11 protein-coding genes are annotated in these 16644 nt (G+C 44.7%); 3 read left to right on the forward strand and 8 right to left on the reverse strand.

Going from position 1 to position 16644, the window contains the following annotated elements:
* Positions 1-5 precede the first annotated feature (5 nt).
* Together xylB and xylA are read right to left on the reverse strand one after the other, a co-directional pair.
* Complete coding sequence (gene xylB / locus KJS52_RS07170) at positions 6-1502, reverse strand: xylulokinase (RefSeq protein WP_213514062.1); 1497 nt, start codon at positions 1500-1502, stop codon at positions 6-8.
* A gap of 157 nt (positions 1503-1659) precedes the next feature.
* Positions 1660-2973 (reverse strand): xylose isomerase, encoded by a 1314-nt coding sequence (gene xylA, locus KJS52_RS07175; RefSeq protein ID WP_213514063.1) that lies wholly within the window; start codon positions 2971-2973, stop codon positions 1660-1662.
* A gap of 256 nt (positions 2974-3229) precedes the next feature.
* Here xylA and KJS52_RS07180 point away from each other — a divergent pair, with 256 nt between their 5' ends.
* Positions 3230-4393, forward strand: coding sequence for an ROK family transcriptional regulator (locus KJS52_RS07180; RefSeq protein WP_246563275.1), 1164 nt, complete (start codon positions 3230-3232; stop codon positions 4391-4393).
* Between the two features lie 106 nt (positions 4394-4499).
* Here KJS52_RS07180 and KJS52_RS07185 read toward each other — a convergent pair whose 3' ends face one another.
* The 3 genes from KJS52_RS07185 to KJS52_RS07195 are packed head-to-tail and all read right to left on the reverse strand — an operon-like array spanning position 4500 to position 12596.
* Positions 4500-9377: a hypothetical protein gene (locus tag KJS52_RS07185; RefSeq protein WP_213514064.1), complete on the reverse strand. Its 4878-nt coding sequence runs from the start codon at positions 9375-9377 to the stop codon at positions 4500-4502.
* Between the two features lie 22 nt (positions 9378-9399).
* Positions 9400-11673, reverse strand: coding sequence for a PKD domain-containing protein (locus KJS52_RS07190; RefSeq protein WP_213514065.1), 2274 nt, complete (start codon positions 11671-11673; stop codon positions 9400-9402).
* Positions 11673-12596, reverse strand: coding sequence for a stalk domain-containing protein (locus KJS52_RS07195; protein ID WP_213514066.1), 924 nt, complete (start codon positions 12594-12596; stop codon positions 11673-11675). Before KJS52_RS07195 ends, KJS52_RS07190 begins: the two co-directional genes overlap by 1 nt.
* 326 nt (positions 12597-12922) lie before the next feature.
* Between KJS52_RS07195 and KJS52_RS07200 the strand changes: the two genes are divergently transcribed.
* Both KJS52_RS07200 and KJS52_RS07205 read left to right on the forward strand, forming a co-directional pair.
* Entirely contained in the window at positions 12923-13576 is a 654-nt protein-coding gene (locus tag KJS52_RS07200; RefSeq protein ID WP_213514067.1) for a response regulator, read from the forward strand.
* Positions 13577-13585: 9 nt separating this feature from the next.
* Positions 13586-14404, forward strand: a complete 819-nt coding sequence (locus KJS52_RS07205) for a sensor histidine kinase (RefSeq protein WP_213514068.1) — start codon at positions 13586-13588, stop codon at positions 14402-14404.
* 71 nt (positions 14405-14475) lie between these two features.
* Here the strand turns inward: KJS52_RS07205 and KJS52_RS07210 are convergent, their stop codons facing one another.
* The 3 genes from KJS52_RS07210 to KJS52_RS07220 are packed head-to-tail and all read right to left on the reverse strand — an operon-like array spanning position 14476 to position 16610.
* Positions 14476-15030, reverse strand: coding sequence for a TlpA family protein disulfide reductase (locus KJS52_RS07210; protein WP_213514069.1), 555 nt, complete (start codon positions 15028-15030; stop codon positions 14476-14478).
* The gene (gene ccmA / locus KJS52_RS07215; RefSeq protein ID WP_246563346.1) at positions 15017-15787 is read right to left on the reverse strand and encodes a heme ABC exporter ATP-binding protein CcmA; all 771 of its coding nucleotides are present in this window, start codon (positions 15785-15787) and stop codon (positions 15017-15019) included. Before ccmA ends, KJS52_RS07210 begins: the two co-directional genes overlap by 14 nt.
* Before the next feature lies 1 nt (position 15788).
* Positions 15789-16610 carry an ABC transporter permease gene (locus tag KJS52_RS07220; protein ID WP_213514070.1) on the reverse strand — a complete coding sequence of 274 codons (822 nt, stop codon included), beginning with the start codon at positions 16608-16610 and terminating at the stop codon, positions 15789-15791.
* Positions 16611-16644 lie beyond the last annotated feature (34 nt).

Below are 16644 nucleotides of genomic sequence, written 5' to 3' on the forward strand. Positions count from 1 at the left end.
TCCGCTTAGCCGCGGAATGCCGTTAATTGATCGTTCATTGTTTTAGTTTGCGCATATACCTGCTGATAAACACGGAATAATGAAGCATACGTTTCAACAGCTTGTGGATTCGGCTCATAGCTGTCTGCATGCTTCACGAACTGATCGGCGCATGCTTCCAGGCTTTCAAACCAGCCGCAGCCGTATGCCGCCAGCATTGCTGCGCCCAGGCCCGGTCCTTGCTCATTTTCTAAGGATACAACCGTTGCGTTGAAAATATCTGCCTGCATTTGCAGCCACGCCGGGTTTTGCGCTCCGCCGCCAATCGATACAACCTTGTCTACCGTTTTGCCAGCTTGACGGAACATATCGACCGACTCGTTAAGACTGAACGTAATCCCTTCCATAACAGCGCGTGCAAAATGAATGCGCTCATGCGTGCCGTCTACCCCAATAAAGCTTGCGCGAATATTAGGATCAGCATGCGGCGTCCGCTCACCGACAAGATATGGAGTGAACAGCAAACCATTCGAGCCTGGCTTTACTTGCTCTACGCCAGCCAGCATTTCGTCGTAAGATTCATTGGGCGCGAATGTTTTCTTGAACCAGCTAAGCGAATAGCCGGCAGCAAGCGTAACGCCCATCGCATAAAACGCATTTTCCTTACCGTGGTTGAAGAAATGCACCTTGCCGCCAAAGTCCTTCTCTTTGTCATTTTCATACGATAGAATGACGCCTGAAGTTCCGATGCTGCTTAGTGTAAGTCCTTCTGACAAAATTCCGGCACCAATCGCGCCGCATGCATTATCTGCTCCGCCAGCAAATACCTTAGTGCCTGCTGACAAGCCTGTCGCCGCTGCAATTTCTGGCAATAATGTGCCAACAAGCCCATGCGACTCAACTAACGGCGGGCAGAAGCTGTCAGCCAGTTGGAATGCCTCAAGCACCTCTTTGCTCCACACCTTGCCTGCTACATCAAGCATTAATGTGCCTGCCGCATCAGAATAATCCATATGCAGCTGGCCAGTTAGACGATAGCGAACATAATCTTTAGGCAGCAGGAAAATCGCAGCCTGGTCGAAAAGCTCCTTCTCATGCTGGCGTACCCATAAAATTTTTGGCAGCGTAAAGCCTTCCAGTGCTGGATTGCGAGTTACCGAAAGCAGCTTGTCTCCCAGCACCTTTTCGATTTCGCGGCACTGCTCAGTCGTACGCGTATCATTCCAAAGAATGGCTGGACGTACAACCTCGCCTTTATCGTTCAACAGTACCAGGCCATGCATTTGGCCTGAAAAGCTTATCCCTTCAATCGCGGCTGCGTCGATGCCTGCAGCCGAAGCAACCTCCTTCATCGCCTCAAGCGTTGCAGTTACCCAATCCTCTGGACGCTGCTCGCTCCAGCTTGGACGATCATGAAACAACGGATAGCTGCGCGTCGCTTCAGCTGCAATTACACCGCTACGGTCCATCAGCAATGTTTTGACTGCGCTCGTTCCGAGGTCGACACCGATAACATAGCTCATTTAACTGATTCCTCCTCCAAATTTGCCAGCAGCTAATGATTTTGCAATCATCGTAGCCAGCATGCGATCTTGCTCTGTACGTTCAAATACAGCTCGCCACAAGGACGAGCTGTATTTGCATTGCATGTTAAGCTGTATTCAACTATTTTTTCGTTGATTAAACGCTGAAAATAACTTCGCTTAGACGTAGACGTAGGTTCTCGATACGACCGGATTTGTTGCGTGCTACCGGGTTAGTTAGCGCGTAAGCTTCAAGATCTTTCAATGTTGCTTTACCAGCAACAACGTCAGCACCAAGACCTTCTTTGAAGGTTGCATATTTTTCTTCGATCACGCTGTCGAATACTTTCTCTTCGATCAATTTCGCAGCGGCTTTAAGACCCCATGCAAAGCTGTCCATACCAGCGATATGGCCTAGAGCAAGATCGCTCATTTCGAAGGAAGTACGACGTACTTTCGCGTCAAAGTTAACGCCGCCACGGCCAAGGCCGCCAGCTTTAAGCACTTCATACATCGTAAGTGTTGTAGCGTAAAGGTCAGTTGGGAATTCATCAGTATCCCAGCCAAGCAGCATGTTGCCTTGGTTAGCATCAAGAGAACCAAGCATGCCGTTAATTGCAGCAACGCGAATTTCATGCTCGAATGTATGACCAGCAAGAGTTGCATGGTTTGCTTCAAGATTCAATTTGAAGTGATTTTCCAAGCCGTATGTTTTCAAGAAAGAAATTGTAGTTGCAGCATCAAAGTCATACTGATGGCTTGTTGGCTCTTTTGGTTTTGGCTCGATCAGGAATTGCGCATCGAAGCCGATTTCTTTCGCATAATCTACTGCCATATGATAGAAGCGAGCAAGGTTGTCTTGTTCAAGCTTCATATCTGTGTTGATTAGAGACTCGTAGCCCTCGCGGCCGCCCCAGAATACATAGTTTTCGCCGCCAAGCTCCTTACCGATTTCCAAGCCTTTTTTAACTTGAGCCGCTGCATAAGCATAAGCGTCGATGTTTGCAGCAGTCGCTGCGCCATGTACATAGCGAGGGTTAGTAAAGTTGTTCGCAGTGTTCCATAGCAGTTTTTTGCCTGTAGATTTTTGATAATCTTTTAGCATTGCCACGATAACATCAAGGTTTTTGTAGAATTCTTGCAGTGTCGCACCTTCTGGCGCAATATCAACATCATGGAAGCAATAGTATGGGATATTCATTTTTTCCATGAATTCAAAGTTAGCTTCAACGCGAGCTTTGGAGCGATCCAAGCCGTCGTATTTGTCCCAAGAACGAACCATAGTGCCAGCACCAAACGGATCCGTACCGTTAGCGTTAAATGTATGCCAGTAAGCTACTGCAAAGCGAAGATGCTCCTCCATCGTTTTGCCAAACACGACTTCAGAAGGGTTGTAATGCTTAAATGCATAAGGGTTTTTCGATGCTTTGCCTTCAAATTGAATTTTTTCAAAATCAGTAAAATACGTCATGAGAATGAATCCTCCTCAAAATTATCATTTATAATGCCCAACAGGATAATTGAATTTCATTGCAAGCTTGAAATCGCTTTATCCTTTGATCTTGATACAAGAATACCACACTTCCACTTAGTTTGTCTATTAAACAAAGTAAGATTTTTTTGAAATACAATTTACCTCTTTCGCCAAAACTTAATTTGCTTATTAAACAAAGTTGAATTTATGCTATAATGGTCTCATTATCTATGACGTGGACGGAGGAAAATCATTGAAAGCTAAATCAACAGGAGATCTTGCTTTAGTCAAAAAAATGAATTCCTATATTGTGTTGAACAGCATACGGAAGCATTCCCCTGTTTCTCGCGCACAAATTTCCGAGCTTACAGGGTTAAATAAAGCGACTGTCTCAAGCTTGGTCAATGAGCTGATCGAGAGCAATCTGGTGCTTGAAATAGGTCCTGGGGCATCAAGCGGCGGTCGCAAGCCTGTACTTCTGCTCTTTAATGAAAAAGCAGGGTATGCGGTTGGTATTGATTTGGGGGTCAATTATATACGCGGCGTGCTTGTCGACTTGAACGGCAATATTGTAAGCGAACGGTATGAAAGACTAAAGCAGCAGCGGCGTGAGCTGGCTTTCGATACGTTAACTGCCAATATTGATCAGTTAATCGCACAAGCTCCTGAAAGCACGTACGGCATCGTTGGCATAGGTGTTGGCGCACCAGGTATAGTTGACCAATCCGGTACCATTTTGTTCGCCCCCAATATGAAATGGCGTGAAGTCCCGCTGCAGCAAATGCTGCATGAACGTTATCAGCTGCCAATCATTATCGATAATGAAGCGAACGCCGGTGCCCAAGGCGAGCAAAAATACGGCGCTGGAAAAGGGATACGCAACCTTATTTATTTGAGTGTTGGCTACGGAATTGGCTCGGGTATGATTTTGGATAAGGAGCTTTACAAAGGTACCTCCGGCTTTTCAGGAGAGCTCGGGCATCTATCAATCGCATTTGATGGCAAGGAATGTACTTGCGGCAATTTGGGATGCTGGGAGCTGTATGCGTCAGAAAAAGCATTGCTGGAGGAAGCAGAAACGCTTGGCTTTGACGGGCTGGATGAGCTAATTGCCGCTGCTGAGCAAGGAAATGACGAGGTTCATAAACTGTTTCAAAAAATCGGGCATTTTCTAGGAATCGGTATTGCCAATATTATTAACACCTTGAATCCTGATTGTGTTATGATCGGCAATCGCATGAGCCGTGCAGCGAAATGGATTTTACCATCGCTTGAGCAAACCGCGCGCAAACGCGCACTTTCCTTCCATAGTGAGGATTTGCAAATTCGATTTGCCGAGCTGCAAGAGCATTCAGCTGTGCGTGGTGCCGCTTACTACGCGATCGACCGCTTCTTTGAGCAGTTCAAAGCAATCTAAAGAGCTCCGTTTCATAACGGGATTAAAGCCCGAAGAATAGGCTGCATGGGCAGTATTCTTTCGGGCTTTTGCTTTCTAAACGAAGGTTTTACTGTCCTACCGAGCGCTATTTCCAGCGCTGTACATTGGAGAAATGAGCGGCTTTGCCGATGATTTCAATTTCAACAACCTCCTGCTTGCTAACCCCGTTGGAATATGTGACCGCAAACGTAATCGTGTGCTTGCCCTTTGCAAGTTCGCTAAAGCTTTCCTGCCACATGCTGCCAGTCCAGCGCTTGTTGCGTTCATATTGTAATTTGACGCTTGTCTTTGTCGTATGAAGAGTTGCTGTCACACTTAACGCGTAGGTCTCATTGGTGCTCTCTGTTGCTGTTAATGTAGTATCGGCAGTCAAAACAAACCGTTCTCCGCTATAAAATTGATGAGCATGCCAATACTTGTCGCTGTTTGGCAGCAAGTCGGCGTTAAACGCTTGACGATAGCTTTCCCAAAGCTCAGTGTGACTAACTTGACCGGCAATTCCAAGAGGGGCAACCGTCAGTGTCTGGGCGAATTGAACAGGTGCTGCTTTTCCATCATCAACCGTTTGCTTAATAGTATATGCTCCTGGCTGTAGTGCCTGGATCGTAAACGCGGCACTGCTGTATTCGCTGCGCCCCAGCTTATAGCTGGAGCTGGCGCTTGGGTAGCTGATCTTCTGCCCATTTGGCGCAGTTACTTCATAGCGTACAGTTAAACTATCAAAGTCTGGATCATCTACTTTATGATGGACTCGAAGCGTATCGCCTTCGTACAGTGCAGCTGGCAAATAGGTGAAGCCGGGCAGCGGCGGCCGGTTGAGCTGCACATAGAAGTATTTGTCCGCAGCGTAATCACTCCAGTCATAGCCATCAAACACACGAACACTTACGCGATACTTTGGCCCTTCGGCAAGCCAGCCGCTTGGTATCGTAAAGGCTTGATTAGCACTTGTCGTAATCGCCGTTGTCCGCAGCACGCTTCCATTCTCCGCTTTCAGCTGCAGCTGAAACTGCACCTGCTGATCTCCGTCTGCATCTGTCATTCTCCAGCGAATGGTAGGTGTTAAGCTGTTATACTCGGTAGCTGTCGCTGCAGTAGTTCCGCTTGGATCAAGCACTTCTGCTTTTGGTGCACGATTTACAATATAGATTTTCTTCGTGATCGAGTCCGAAGCTCCATCATTGTCAGTTACCGTATGTTGAATATCGTACGTACCGATCGAGCTGAATGAACGCGTAAATTCTGCATCGGTGCTTAGCGTTAACGGCGTGCTTCCCTCGCGCATAAGCTCAAAACGATAGCCTTCTATCCAACCATCATAATCCGTTCCCAAGCTTTTAAATGCGATATCACTGCCACGATAGGTTGTAATCGGGGTTCGGGTAAAGTCAGCCACTGGACGTTTATTTAAAACGTTGAAGCTTACGGAGACGGATTCACTTACTGCCCCAAGCTGATCCTCAGCCCAATGCTCCATCAAGTGCGGTCCTTTCTCATCAAAGGTAATGTTGGTTAAGCTTTTCTGGTAGAACATCCGTATCTTGCCGCTTGGAGCTGTTAACCGCCAATACGATTTTAAGCTGCTCTTGTCCTCGCTATCCCGATCATCATCGTTGGACGTAAAGCTATACGTCTCATCGATGTAAGCAAATGGCGGCGAGCTCGTAATTTCGGCGGTTGGCGCATGGTTAATGACATTGAACGCTTTTGAAAGCTTGCTTGATGCTCCGAGTGAATCGCTGGCCTGCAAAGTAACATACCACTCCCCTATTGCCGCCTTGCCTAGCCCGTAATTTTTAATCGTAAACTGAGGATGTTTACTTGTACCTAAATTGTAGGTCTTATCTTTATACTGCAGTGACCATTTGTAGCTAACGGCATCGCCGTCCGGATCTGGCTCGACTGTTGTGTTCACCAGCTTATTTAAACTGTCTCGATCCGTCTCGACCAGATCATCAAAATTCGCAAGTGGCGGATAGTTTACAACCTCCAGCCATTCGGTGTGCCATTCAGATACTTCCCCATGCGCATCTGTTACCCGCAAACTAATTTCATAGCTGCCGAGCGGCTTGCTGGCCGCTGCCTGAAGCTGGGCTTTGGTCGGCTGCTGCTCCTTGCTCCAAATGACTTGTCCATCCTTTTTAGCAATCCATTCTCGCTTCACGATAGCATCCCCATCCGGATCATAGGAGAGGTCGGTTATCGTAGCATTCGCGCGATGGGACACCGTTGTCGGCTCGATTTTGAATAAAGCGACTGGAGGTTGATTCAATGGATTAGTGGTTACAAACTGGATATGTTCATTACTCCAGGCCCCATCCATATCTTTTACACGCAGGGCAATGAAATAGTCGGTATTGTTCGCTAATTGCGTGAGCTGACCTGCTGTCCAGTCAGAATCATCAAGCTTCTTCCATTTCCATTCCCATTCAACAATGCCGCGGTTAATGCGAGAGTATCGATCAAGGTCATAGGAATAGTCGGTTATTGCAACTGTTCTATTTGGTCGAACAACTGCACTAAACTTAGCGACTGGCGCTCGATGCACATATAGCTGCAATAGCGAAAGCGAGTCTTGGCTCCATTTCCAATACTCACTAAAGGCAGGATTAGAAATAGGTTCATCCTGTGCTTGCATCGTCATTTCATACAAGCCAACCTTCGTGAATCGAGTAGTAGGCGCTTCTAAATATTGGCCGATTCCATCCATCAAACCGTTATGATTTTCGTATATGGTAGGATCCTGTGTCGTTTTAAACCGCTCATTCCGCTTCCGATCGGTTTCATAATCGTCATAGTATAAGTTGACATTGATCTCTGCGCTGTATTCATTCGTTGCAGGATCATGCTGAAGCACTAGAACATCTTTCACTCGTTTCGGATTTTTCAAAGCAGTGTCAATCATGTATTGCTTTATATCAGCATAGTAGGAGCTGTAGCTGGTTCCAGAATAGAACTTTCCTCTATTTTCATTAAGCTTAATAATGGATTCCGCTATGCTGCGATTTGAGCTGCTGCCGATTTGCATGTAGTGTGCGTAATTTGAGGATAAGGTTGCAACTGCACCTTCGAGAAAGGCTTGATCTGTTAACTCATTCATCGTGGCTGTATGGAGGAATAAGACGTACTGATTCTTATTTGGATTCCAGGTAATACTGTTGTACAATTCCTGCAGCTTACTGCTCGATGTACCATAAATATAATGCGGTTTAACGATAATATTTTCTGTTCTAAGCTGCTGAATCAGGCTCGTGACAGATGCTTCGATTGCTGTCTTAGCTTGTCCGCTTTGCGCAGCTAAAACATGGAGATCTATCTCTTTGCGGTCCGTAATATACGCGCCGATTTGATTCAATGACTGACCAAGCTGCGAAATATTATAATGCATTGAATTCTGGCTTAACGCGGATTGAATTTTTGAAGTAATAGTTGTATTGTGCTGGTTGCCAATTGAGATGTAATTGACTTGTTGTCTAGACAGCACGTTTACTGTCTTGGCAAGATTTTTGCTTGATCTTAAATGAAGGATATCCGTTTCATCAAGACGTATATAATACTTTTCAGCATCGGAACGGTACGGAACTTCGTCGATAATATTTGTAATATATCTCGTTTTTGAAATATACCAGGACGGATATCGGGCTGCTGCAAATGCACTGCCGATTTGCAGCTTGTTTTTTACTTTACTGTTTAGATCTACAATATAATGAGTGATGCTTCCGCTCTCATATACACTATATACAAGATTTTCTCCTAGATGAGTTACAGGCTGATTAATTTCGACACCAATTAAATCAATTAGCGGCGCTGCTGTAGTTTTGTCTGTGTAATCTTCGTAATACATCCAGCCATTTGTTGTCGTATCTTTATACATGAATTGTTTTCCGTCCAGAAAATAACCGAAGGCATATCCTGCATAGTTATCTCTGTTATTATCGGAAAATACTCTTGTTTTTGCGGTTTTTGGATTATAAATGACGGATTCGTAATGAGCAACACTGCTATCTGAATATACTCTCGTTGATCTTGGTACAAATATTTCCCCTGTTTCTTTTGAATAGGATGCGCCGGTAAAATTCGATCCAAGATTTCCTCCTGCTCCCCCGAATGGATAGTAGGAGGGATTAGCATCTTTCATGTAGGTATCGTATGGATTTTTGAAAAGGATCATATCAACCGTGTTAAATCTTGTTTTTAAGATTGATCCGTCCAAATACACTTGCGAGAATTGATCTCTACTATATAAGGATGACCAAATATAGCTTTTTCCCCATTGAATGCTGTTTGGTTTTTGCTGCAAAATGTTAGTAATAATTTCATTGGGGTCCACATATGCCGTAACATAACTGTCATTAGCTGAGCGATAGCCTTGCAGGATAAGCTTACCATCTATATTGATTAACGGTTGGCTGACGTTATATTGATTCGTAATTTCCCAGCCATGCTGGTTTATCAAAGCGGTTGGAATTGGACTTTGATCGGTAGCATATACGCGGTTTCCTGAAATGACCAGTCCTGAGTGAGGGTCGTAAATCGTATGTAATGTGAAGTGATGGAAGGGGGTTTCATACAGCTTTTTACTGGTATTTGTTGCAAGATCGTAGGCGTACAGGGTTCGTGCATATGGATCACTATGATCATTTCCTGCAAAATAGTATAGTTGTGTTGCTCCTTCGTTCGATTTCTCGACATGCAGCTTAAAATCATAGCCCGCTTCCTGAAGCTTAGGCCGCAGTTGGGCATTCACTAAGCTGTTCACTTCAGCGATAGAAAGCTTGGTTGTACCTACATCAACGATCACATCTACCTTCTTCTTTTCCTTTAGTTCAAAATTAACAGTAGGTGCGAAATTTAATACTTCTCCTGCATAATCTGTTTTATAAGCTGTCATTGTAAGAGGATCAAGCGTTATTAAGTAAAAAATGATGAAGAGCACTAACAATGACTTTAATTTTTGCTTCATCGTAAGCTCCTTTCCTATATGACTACCATGTCCGTCCTTTCCTGCGGTCATCAGCCGTAACAAATGCTTCTATCGTCGGTTGTCCAAATTCCTCCTGCACTTCTAAATAGAATGCATATTTGCCCACTTTATTGGTCTGATACTGAACGGTCGTATTGTTGCCCGTATTGATCACAACCTTCGCTTCATTGAACACGCCATCATTGTTGGCATCATAGACGACATACCAGGTCCGTTTTACTATCGGGTCCCCATCTATCGAGTAGGAATGATCATGCAGCTCGAACGTAGCCAGATTGTTATTGTTAGGATCACGATATACTTTTTGCTGAAATGTAAAGTCTACTACAGGCGGTTCGTCAGGCTTAATCGTAATGGTACGCTGCACCGTGCTTTTATAGCCTGCCGTATTTTCTACCGATAACGTAATGAGGTAATCACCAGCCTGCTTAAACAGCACATCAAATTGTTTTTTACCTTTCAAGCTTCCGCTATATTTAATAGCGGTTGTCGGAATATTGGCACTTACTGGCTCAATCGTCCAGGTTGTTTTCTCTGCTACGACCGGATACTTCGCTGGTGAATTAGACGCTTCCTTAAACGTCACCTTGCGATTTTCTTTCAGCGTGCCACTTTGCTCGATTGCAGCCTCGATAGTCGGCTCTACTACAACCAGTGAATGGTATGTGCCATGCTGCAGCCCATCATTATCTTTTACATAGAGCAAAACTTGCTGCAGACCGAGCTTGTCATACCAGGCCGTAACCGCTGAATAAGTCGGATCAAATTTGTTTTGCTGGATGTCTGGATCTTTGGCATTTGGCAAGCTCCACTTATACTCAGCGATTGTTCCGTCTGGATCATAGGAATCGTAACCGTCAAAGGTCGTATAATCACCTAGCTTGACCTCAGATAAACCGTTAATAACTGCGACTGGCGGCTGCTTTGCTGGCCCCTGCGTTGGAGCTGGCGTTGGTATGGGGGCTTCTTTGTACACGTAGGTCGAAGCTTGCAGCAAGCCACTGTTTAACTCGCATTTGTAATAGGAGCTGGCTTTACATTCTGCTTTGATGCGGCCGGCGAACTGCTGAGTCAGGTCCTTGATGCTGGAGCTGCTTAAACGTGATTTGCTAATCGTGTATTTGTACGTTTTCTTCACCGTTGCTTTACCGTTAGCAACGATTTTATCGCCTTTCCCATCGGAAATCATCGTACCATCCTCTAATCTTAAATAAAGTAAATAATGAGAAAGTACGTTCGGATTTTCGATATTGACAACCTTACCTTCAAGAATTAGATTTACAACAATATCATTACCCTTGAATTGTACACTCGTCGGATCTGCGGTTAACGTACCAACAAGCGAAGGCTGACCGAATGGAACATAGTCATACGAAACATTACCCCAATATTTATATGCCGTTATAGGAATAGTATCTGCTGTAATGGTGTACTCATAGAAAGCTGGGTACATCCAGCAAGCTGCATGTCCTGTAAGGAACTTTGGATCATTCGGCTTAATTGGGGAATCAGTCATTCGCTTAATAAAATTACTTTGAAAGTTGTACATTACACCAATGGTCGGCTTTTTAGGATCGTATTGTTTTGGAAAAACAGCTTTACCATTTGCTGAGGTATCAACTGGTTTTACAGAGTGTTTTTCTATTCTCAATGAATTTGGTTTAATTAAGCTACGATCTATCTGTTCTTTTCCTAGAACATTTTGAGTCTCTTTATCAAGCGCAAAGAAATACGTATTGTTAAGATTTAGCGTCGGGCTAGTATAGGTCATCACACTACGAATAATATCAGTAGGCAGCTCAGTTGGGATTTTGGATCGATTTGGATTTACGTAATCGATCAAGTCTACACCGAAATCTGGAACTGTTCGCGTATTTACTTGCCACTTGATACCGTCACTGTATCTACAAACTGCATTACCTGGATTGGACTGAAATGGCTCACTATAACCATTTGAAAACCCCTCAACTGTATAAGACTTTTGTGCTTCCTTTTTACCTTCTATTTCAAGCATAAGCTGACGTTTACCGTTACGCTCAACTACTTCTTTTTTCAAAACCTTCATACCTTCTTCTACTTTCACCGATGCAAGATCAACCTCAGATGCATCTTGTGCGAGATCAATATAAAATGTCGCTTTCGGCTTAGTAATATGCTGATCAGTTACTTGTAGTGCTTTAGAGTCCTGCTTCTTTCCTGAACTTGAAATTACTGTATTAGGAAATAAACTGATTAGCAATACAATAATTAGAATATAGTGAACGGTTCTTCTCATTAATTCACCTTTTCAGCAATTAAAACTGGATTATTGATTGTCCCATGTTTTGAACTTATAACGATAAAATCTATCGGAGAATCATCTTTTTTCAAAAGAGCAACATAACCTGTAACTGATTCGCTTGGTTCTAATGACCATGTGTAAAGATAATCGTCATTATTTGAAAATCCATATGATAAGGTTTTTCCCATAGCGGTTAACGCTCCAATCTTGAGTTGTAGATCAGAATAATCTCTAGCAATAGATTTATTGGTCTTATTTGTAATCGTGACCTTCATAAAAAGAATGTGATTGGCCAAATCATACTCATCAAATTTATATTTTTGTTGCAAAGCCTTCCCCTCAACAGAATTCGCCTTATATAAAAACGCATCATGATAAGTAAATTCTAATCCACCAGCTGCGATTGAAATAGGCAGTGCTTTAACTTCTTTCAACCCATAATCTGCAAAGTTATGATTCACGACTTCTTTGTCACCTGTAATGAAATTCACTGTATTACTTGCACTATCAAAGCTAATTTTCACGCCCAGCCCCTGCCCAATAAAGCGAGCTGGAATGAACACACGCCCCTGCTTCATTTCCGCTACAGTATCCATAGTGACCGATTTTCCATTAACCGTGATTACTTTTTTGCCAACCGTAACAGATACCGTGTTGCTCCCTCTTGAAAGTGTAGCTGTTTGCTTAGCGTTATCCCACTTGATGTTTTTACTTTCTACGCCAAGTGCGTTTGCAATTAAGCGCAATGAGCCCATTGTGCGGTTGTCCTTGTTAATATAAGGCTGTGGCTCGCCTGCTGGCGTTACAAACAGCCTGCCGTCCACCTTAAACGTCGGAACCTTGCTGGCTGCCGTTACACTGCCCGCCAAACTAATAACCATCATCATACTCAGAATCATTGCTATCATTTTTTTCATTGTTATTCACTCTCCATTACTTTTTATGTATTGGTGCTTCAAATGCGTAAGCATAAACTGCTCACCCGACAACAAAAAAAGCACCTCCTCGTCGGGAAGTGCTTCTTCGTTATGTATACTATAGCATACTGACCCAATTATTTCTATATCTTTATTTTACTTCTTATTTTAATGCTCATCTGTCAAAAAAAGCTCGACTCACTCAAACTTGCCATCTAAAGCTATAGCAATCAACAGTGTAAAATGCAATAGCCCTTTATAGTCATTTGGCCTGCCATCAGACATGCTATAATGGTCATAATGCTTTCATTTGAAAGGAGTACCCAATGTCTAACGCAAGCTGTCGTATTTTAATTATAGATGATCATGAGCATGCGCGCGAAGGAATTCGCACCATTATTGGACAGGATCCTCATTTTATTATTGTAGCGGAAGGGGCTTCTGGCGAGGAGGCGATTTCGCTAACCGAACTGTATATGCCGGATCTTATTTTAATGGACATCCAAATGCCTGGAATGGGCGGACTCGAAGCAACCAAGCAGCTTAAAAACAGCTTTCCATATATTAAAATTATTATGGTGACCGTATCCGACGATATTACACATCTGTTCGAGGCGATCAAGCATGGCGCACAGGGCTATTTGCTTAAAAATTTGCAGCCGAGCGCATGGCATGATTATTTGCATGCAGTAGCACTGGATGAAGCGCCAGTTACAAAGGAGCTCGCATTTCGCATGCTCAAGGAATTTGCTGCCAATCGCGCTTCAGAAGCAAACAAGCATCCGCTTACAGCACGTGAGCAGGATATTTTGCGCCTTGTCGCCAAAGGCTATGTCAACCGTGAAATTGCAGCGCAGCTCGATATTTCAGAGCACACTGTGAAAAACCATCTAAAAAACATTTTGCAAAAGCTGCATTTAAGCAATCGTGTCCAGTTAACCCGCTACGCCTACGAACAAGGCTGGGTACATGACAAGTAGGAGGAAACGATGTCTTACAAACTAAACAAATGGCTCATTTTAATTATTCCTACCGTTACAATTGGCTTATGGGAATACATTCGTCATGAATTTTTGCTTTCCTACATTTCGATGGAGCTGGGAAATTTACTGTCGCCGATCATCGTATTTATCGTGACCATCGTTTTTCTTACCAAGCTTTTTTCCAATATGGAACGCAATCAGCAGGAGTTGACGGAAGCAAAAGCGATGCAGGACGTGCTGCTGGAACGCGAGCATATCGCAGCTGAATTGCATGATGGCATTGCTCAATCGTTATTTTTGCTAAATGTTCAGCTGGAGCAAGCGTATCGCGAGCAATCCGAAGAGCACTATACAAAACTAAAAGCACAAATTCATCATACCAATGCCTACGTCCGCGAAGCGATTACGAGCCTGCGCTCGCCAATTAAAGTGCAAAGCCTGCAGCTAAAGGAGCAGCTTGCCCAATTTCTAAATGAGCTGGAAATGAGAATGGACGTTACCATTCAGCTGAATTGGAAGCTTAACGACGAGCTGCTTACGTTAAAGGAACGAATCGACCTGCTGCTGTCAATTCGCGAAGGCTTGTACAACATCAAGAAGCATGCCAAGGCAGACCACATCTGGATTGATGCCTTTCCGACTGAAAAAGGCTGGTATTGCTGCGTTCGCGATAACGGTGTTGGTTTTCTGGAAGAAGACCTTTCACGCAGCGAGCAATTCGGCTTGTCGATGGTGCATGAACGTGCAGAGCGCTGGGATTGGAGCTTTGAAATTGAACGAAGAAACGAGCAAACGTATTTCCGCATCACGAAAAACAAGGCATAAGCGAATTAACCATCGCCTATGCCTTGCTTGTTGCTTTAACATCGTTGCTGCCGCTATGACATTCCTAGCAGCTAATTCCCTGCTCCCGGGGCAACAATTGCCGTATGCTGCAAAATTTCCTCAATCGACGTATATGCGCCGTAATGAATATGCTGGATAGTGCCTTCGCCATCTACTAGCACCGTTGCCGGGTAGCCTTTAATGCCCAGAGCCTGCTTCCAGGCAAGCTGCTCGTCGCGCAAGATGTGCATCGTCAGGTCATAGCGCTCAATCATCGGCTCAATCCGTTCAAGACCTTCCTTCATATTGATCGCAACAAAGTCGACATCCGGCGCAAAGGCTTGGGCTTCATTAAGCAGCGGCAGCTCATTAATACAAGGCTTGCACCAGCTTGCCCATAAATTAATAAGCATAGGCGAGCCGTCAGCAGGCTGTAGCACCGTGCTTTCGCCTGTCAGCTCAAGCAGCTCGATGGCCGGCATAGCATCTCCTGCTCGCACTATATCAAGCTGTTTTCCGGTTGAAGCATTCTCAACGTAAATGAATGTGGCTGCGAGTATAATTGCAGCAGCGAACAGCAGCTGCGTCCAGTGCCGCCTATTGAAAAATGATTTACGCTCGTACACGCTCCATCGCTCCCTCCTCGCCCCAAAAGATTGCCTCATAAGCTCTTTGCAGACCTTGCTCACCGTATTGCAGCCGAATTTGCTCGTAGCTGGAAGATAGCTTAACCTCCCCTTGGTCCAGCATAACGATGTAGTCGGCTGCAGCCTCGGCAACCTGAAGCTGATGCGTAGAAAACAGCACAATTGCTCCTCCCCTCGCCGCTTCATCAATAATTGCAACAAACCGTTTCATCCAGTACGGATCTAGTCCATTAGTCGGCTCATCGAGCAGCAGCAGCGACGGCTTGCTTAGCAGCGCTTGAGCCAGCAGCAGCCTTTGACGCATCCCCTTGGAAAATTGATGAACCTTTTTCTTGCCTGTTTCGTGCAAGCCGACCAGCTCTAATAGCTCTCGTACTCGATTAACAGGCTGCTGCTTAAGCTCAGCCCAAAATTTTAATGACTCATAGGCTGTAAAGCTGCCTGTAAATTGATAATCGTCAGGCATGTAGCCCAGCTCTGCCAAATATTGATCGCGCTGTTCATGCAATGCTGTGCCGTGCAAAACGATGCTGCCGCTGGACGGCCTGCTTAAGTCGGCAATCATGCGAATAATGCTGCTTTTGCCTGCACCATTACCGCCGCAAAGCGCCACAATTTGCCCGGCAGCTATGCTTAAAGATAGCGGAGCAACCAGCTGCTTGTTGCCAATCACTTTGGATATATGGTCCAGCTCCAGCGTTAAACTGCTCATTGCTAGCGCCGCATCATTGTGCATATTATCCACGCTGACTCCCCCTTTTCCATCTCCAGCCAGCCAACGACAAAAAGCCAAGCGTATAGCCTAATATCAACAGAACGAAAGCGAAATGGCCAGATGGATGCCTGATCCAGGTTATCCACTGATAGTATTCGGGTCCGACGATCGTTCCTCCGCCAAGCGTCGTAATGATATACACTCTAATCCACTCGGCCGGATTAACAAACGTCAGCACAGTCAGCAGCGGCTTGATCCATAAATAAGGAAGCTGTCCAAGCAGAGCGATCATAATTGGCGACCAGCCGATAATGAAGAAAAACCAAATGCCAATTACATAAGTAAGCGCCTGCCAGCGCGTTGCGGCCAGTGAGCCGACAAGCATCGCAATCGCTAAAAACGTCATAATCAGAAGCAGCGCGAACAGAAACAACAGGCTGTACGTTGAGGCTGCAAAACCGCCTGTGCTTAAGCTGCTAATGATCCCGGTTACCCCGTAGCCGATTGTTACAATTATACAGAGCACAATAAGCAAGCCTGCATATTTGCCGCCCAGCCAGCTCGATACGGGCAAGCGATACGTATAAAGCAAAGCCGCACTGCCATCCTCTTTTTCCCCGGTCAGTGAAAATGAACCCAGCATAAGCGTAATTAAAGGCAGCAAATAAAGCGTTAAATTCATAAGCAAGCCTGTTATGCCGGAATACCCCGAGGCATAGCCCTGCTGATTAATAAGCAGCAGACTGAGCATGAATACGATAAATAATGTCAGAAAAGAGTAGGACCAAGGATTTCGAAAGCCCAGCTTAAGCTCTCGCTTCATGATCGTCGTAAAATGATTCATTGTATTCTCCTTTAAGCGCGTGAACATCCTCTAT

It is taken from the genome of Paenibacillus montaniterrae, from assembly GCF_018403185.1.
Lineage (GTDB): Bacteria > Bacillota > Bacilli > Paenibacillales > Paenibacillaceae > Pristimantibacillus > Pristimantibacillus montaniterrae.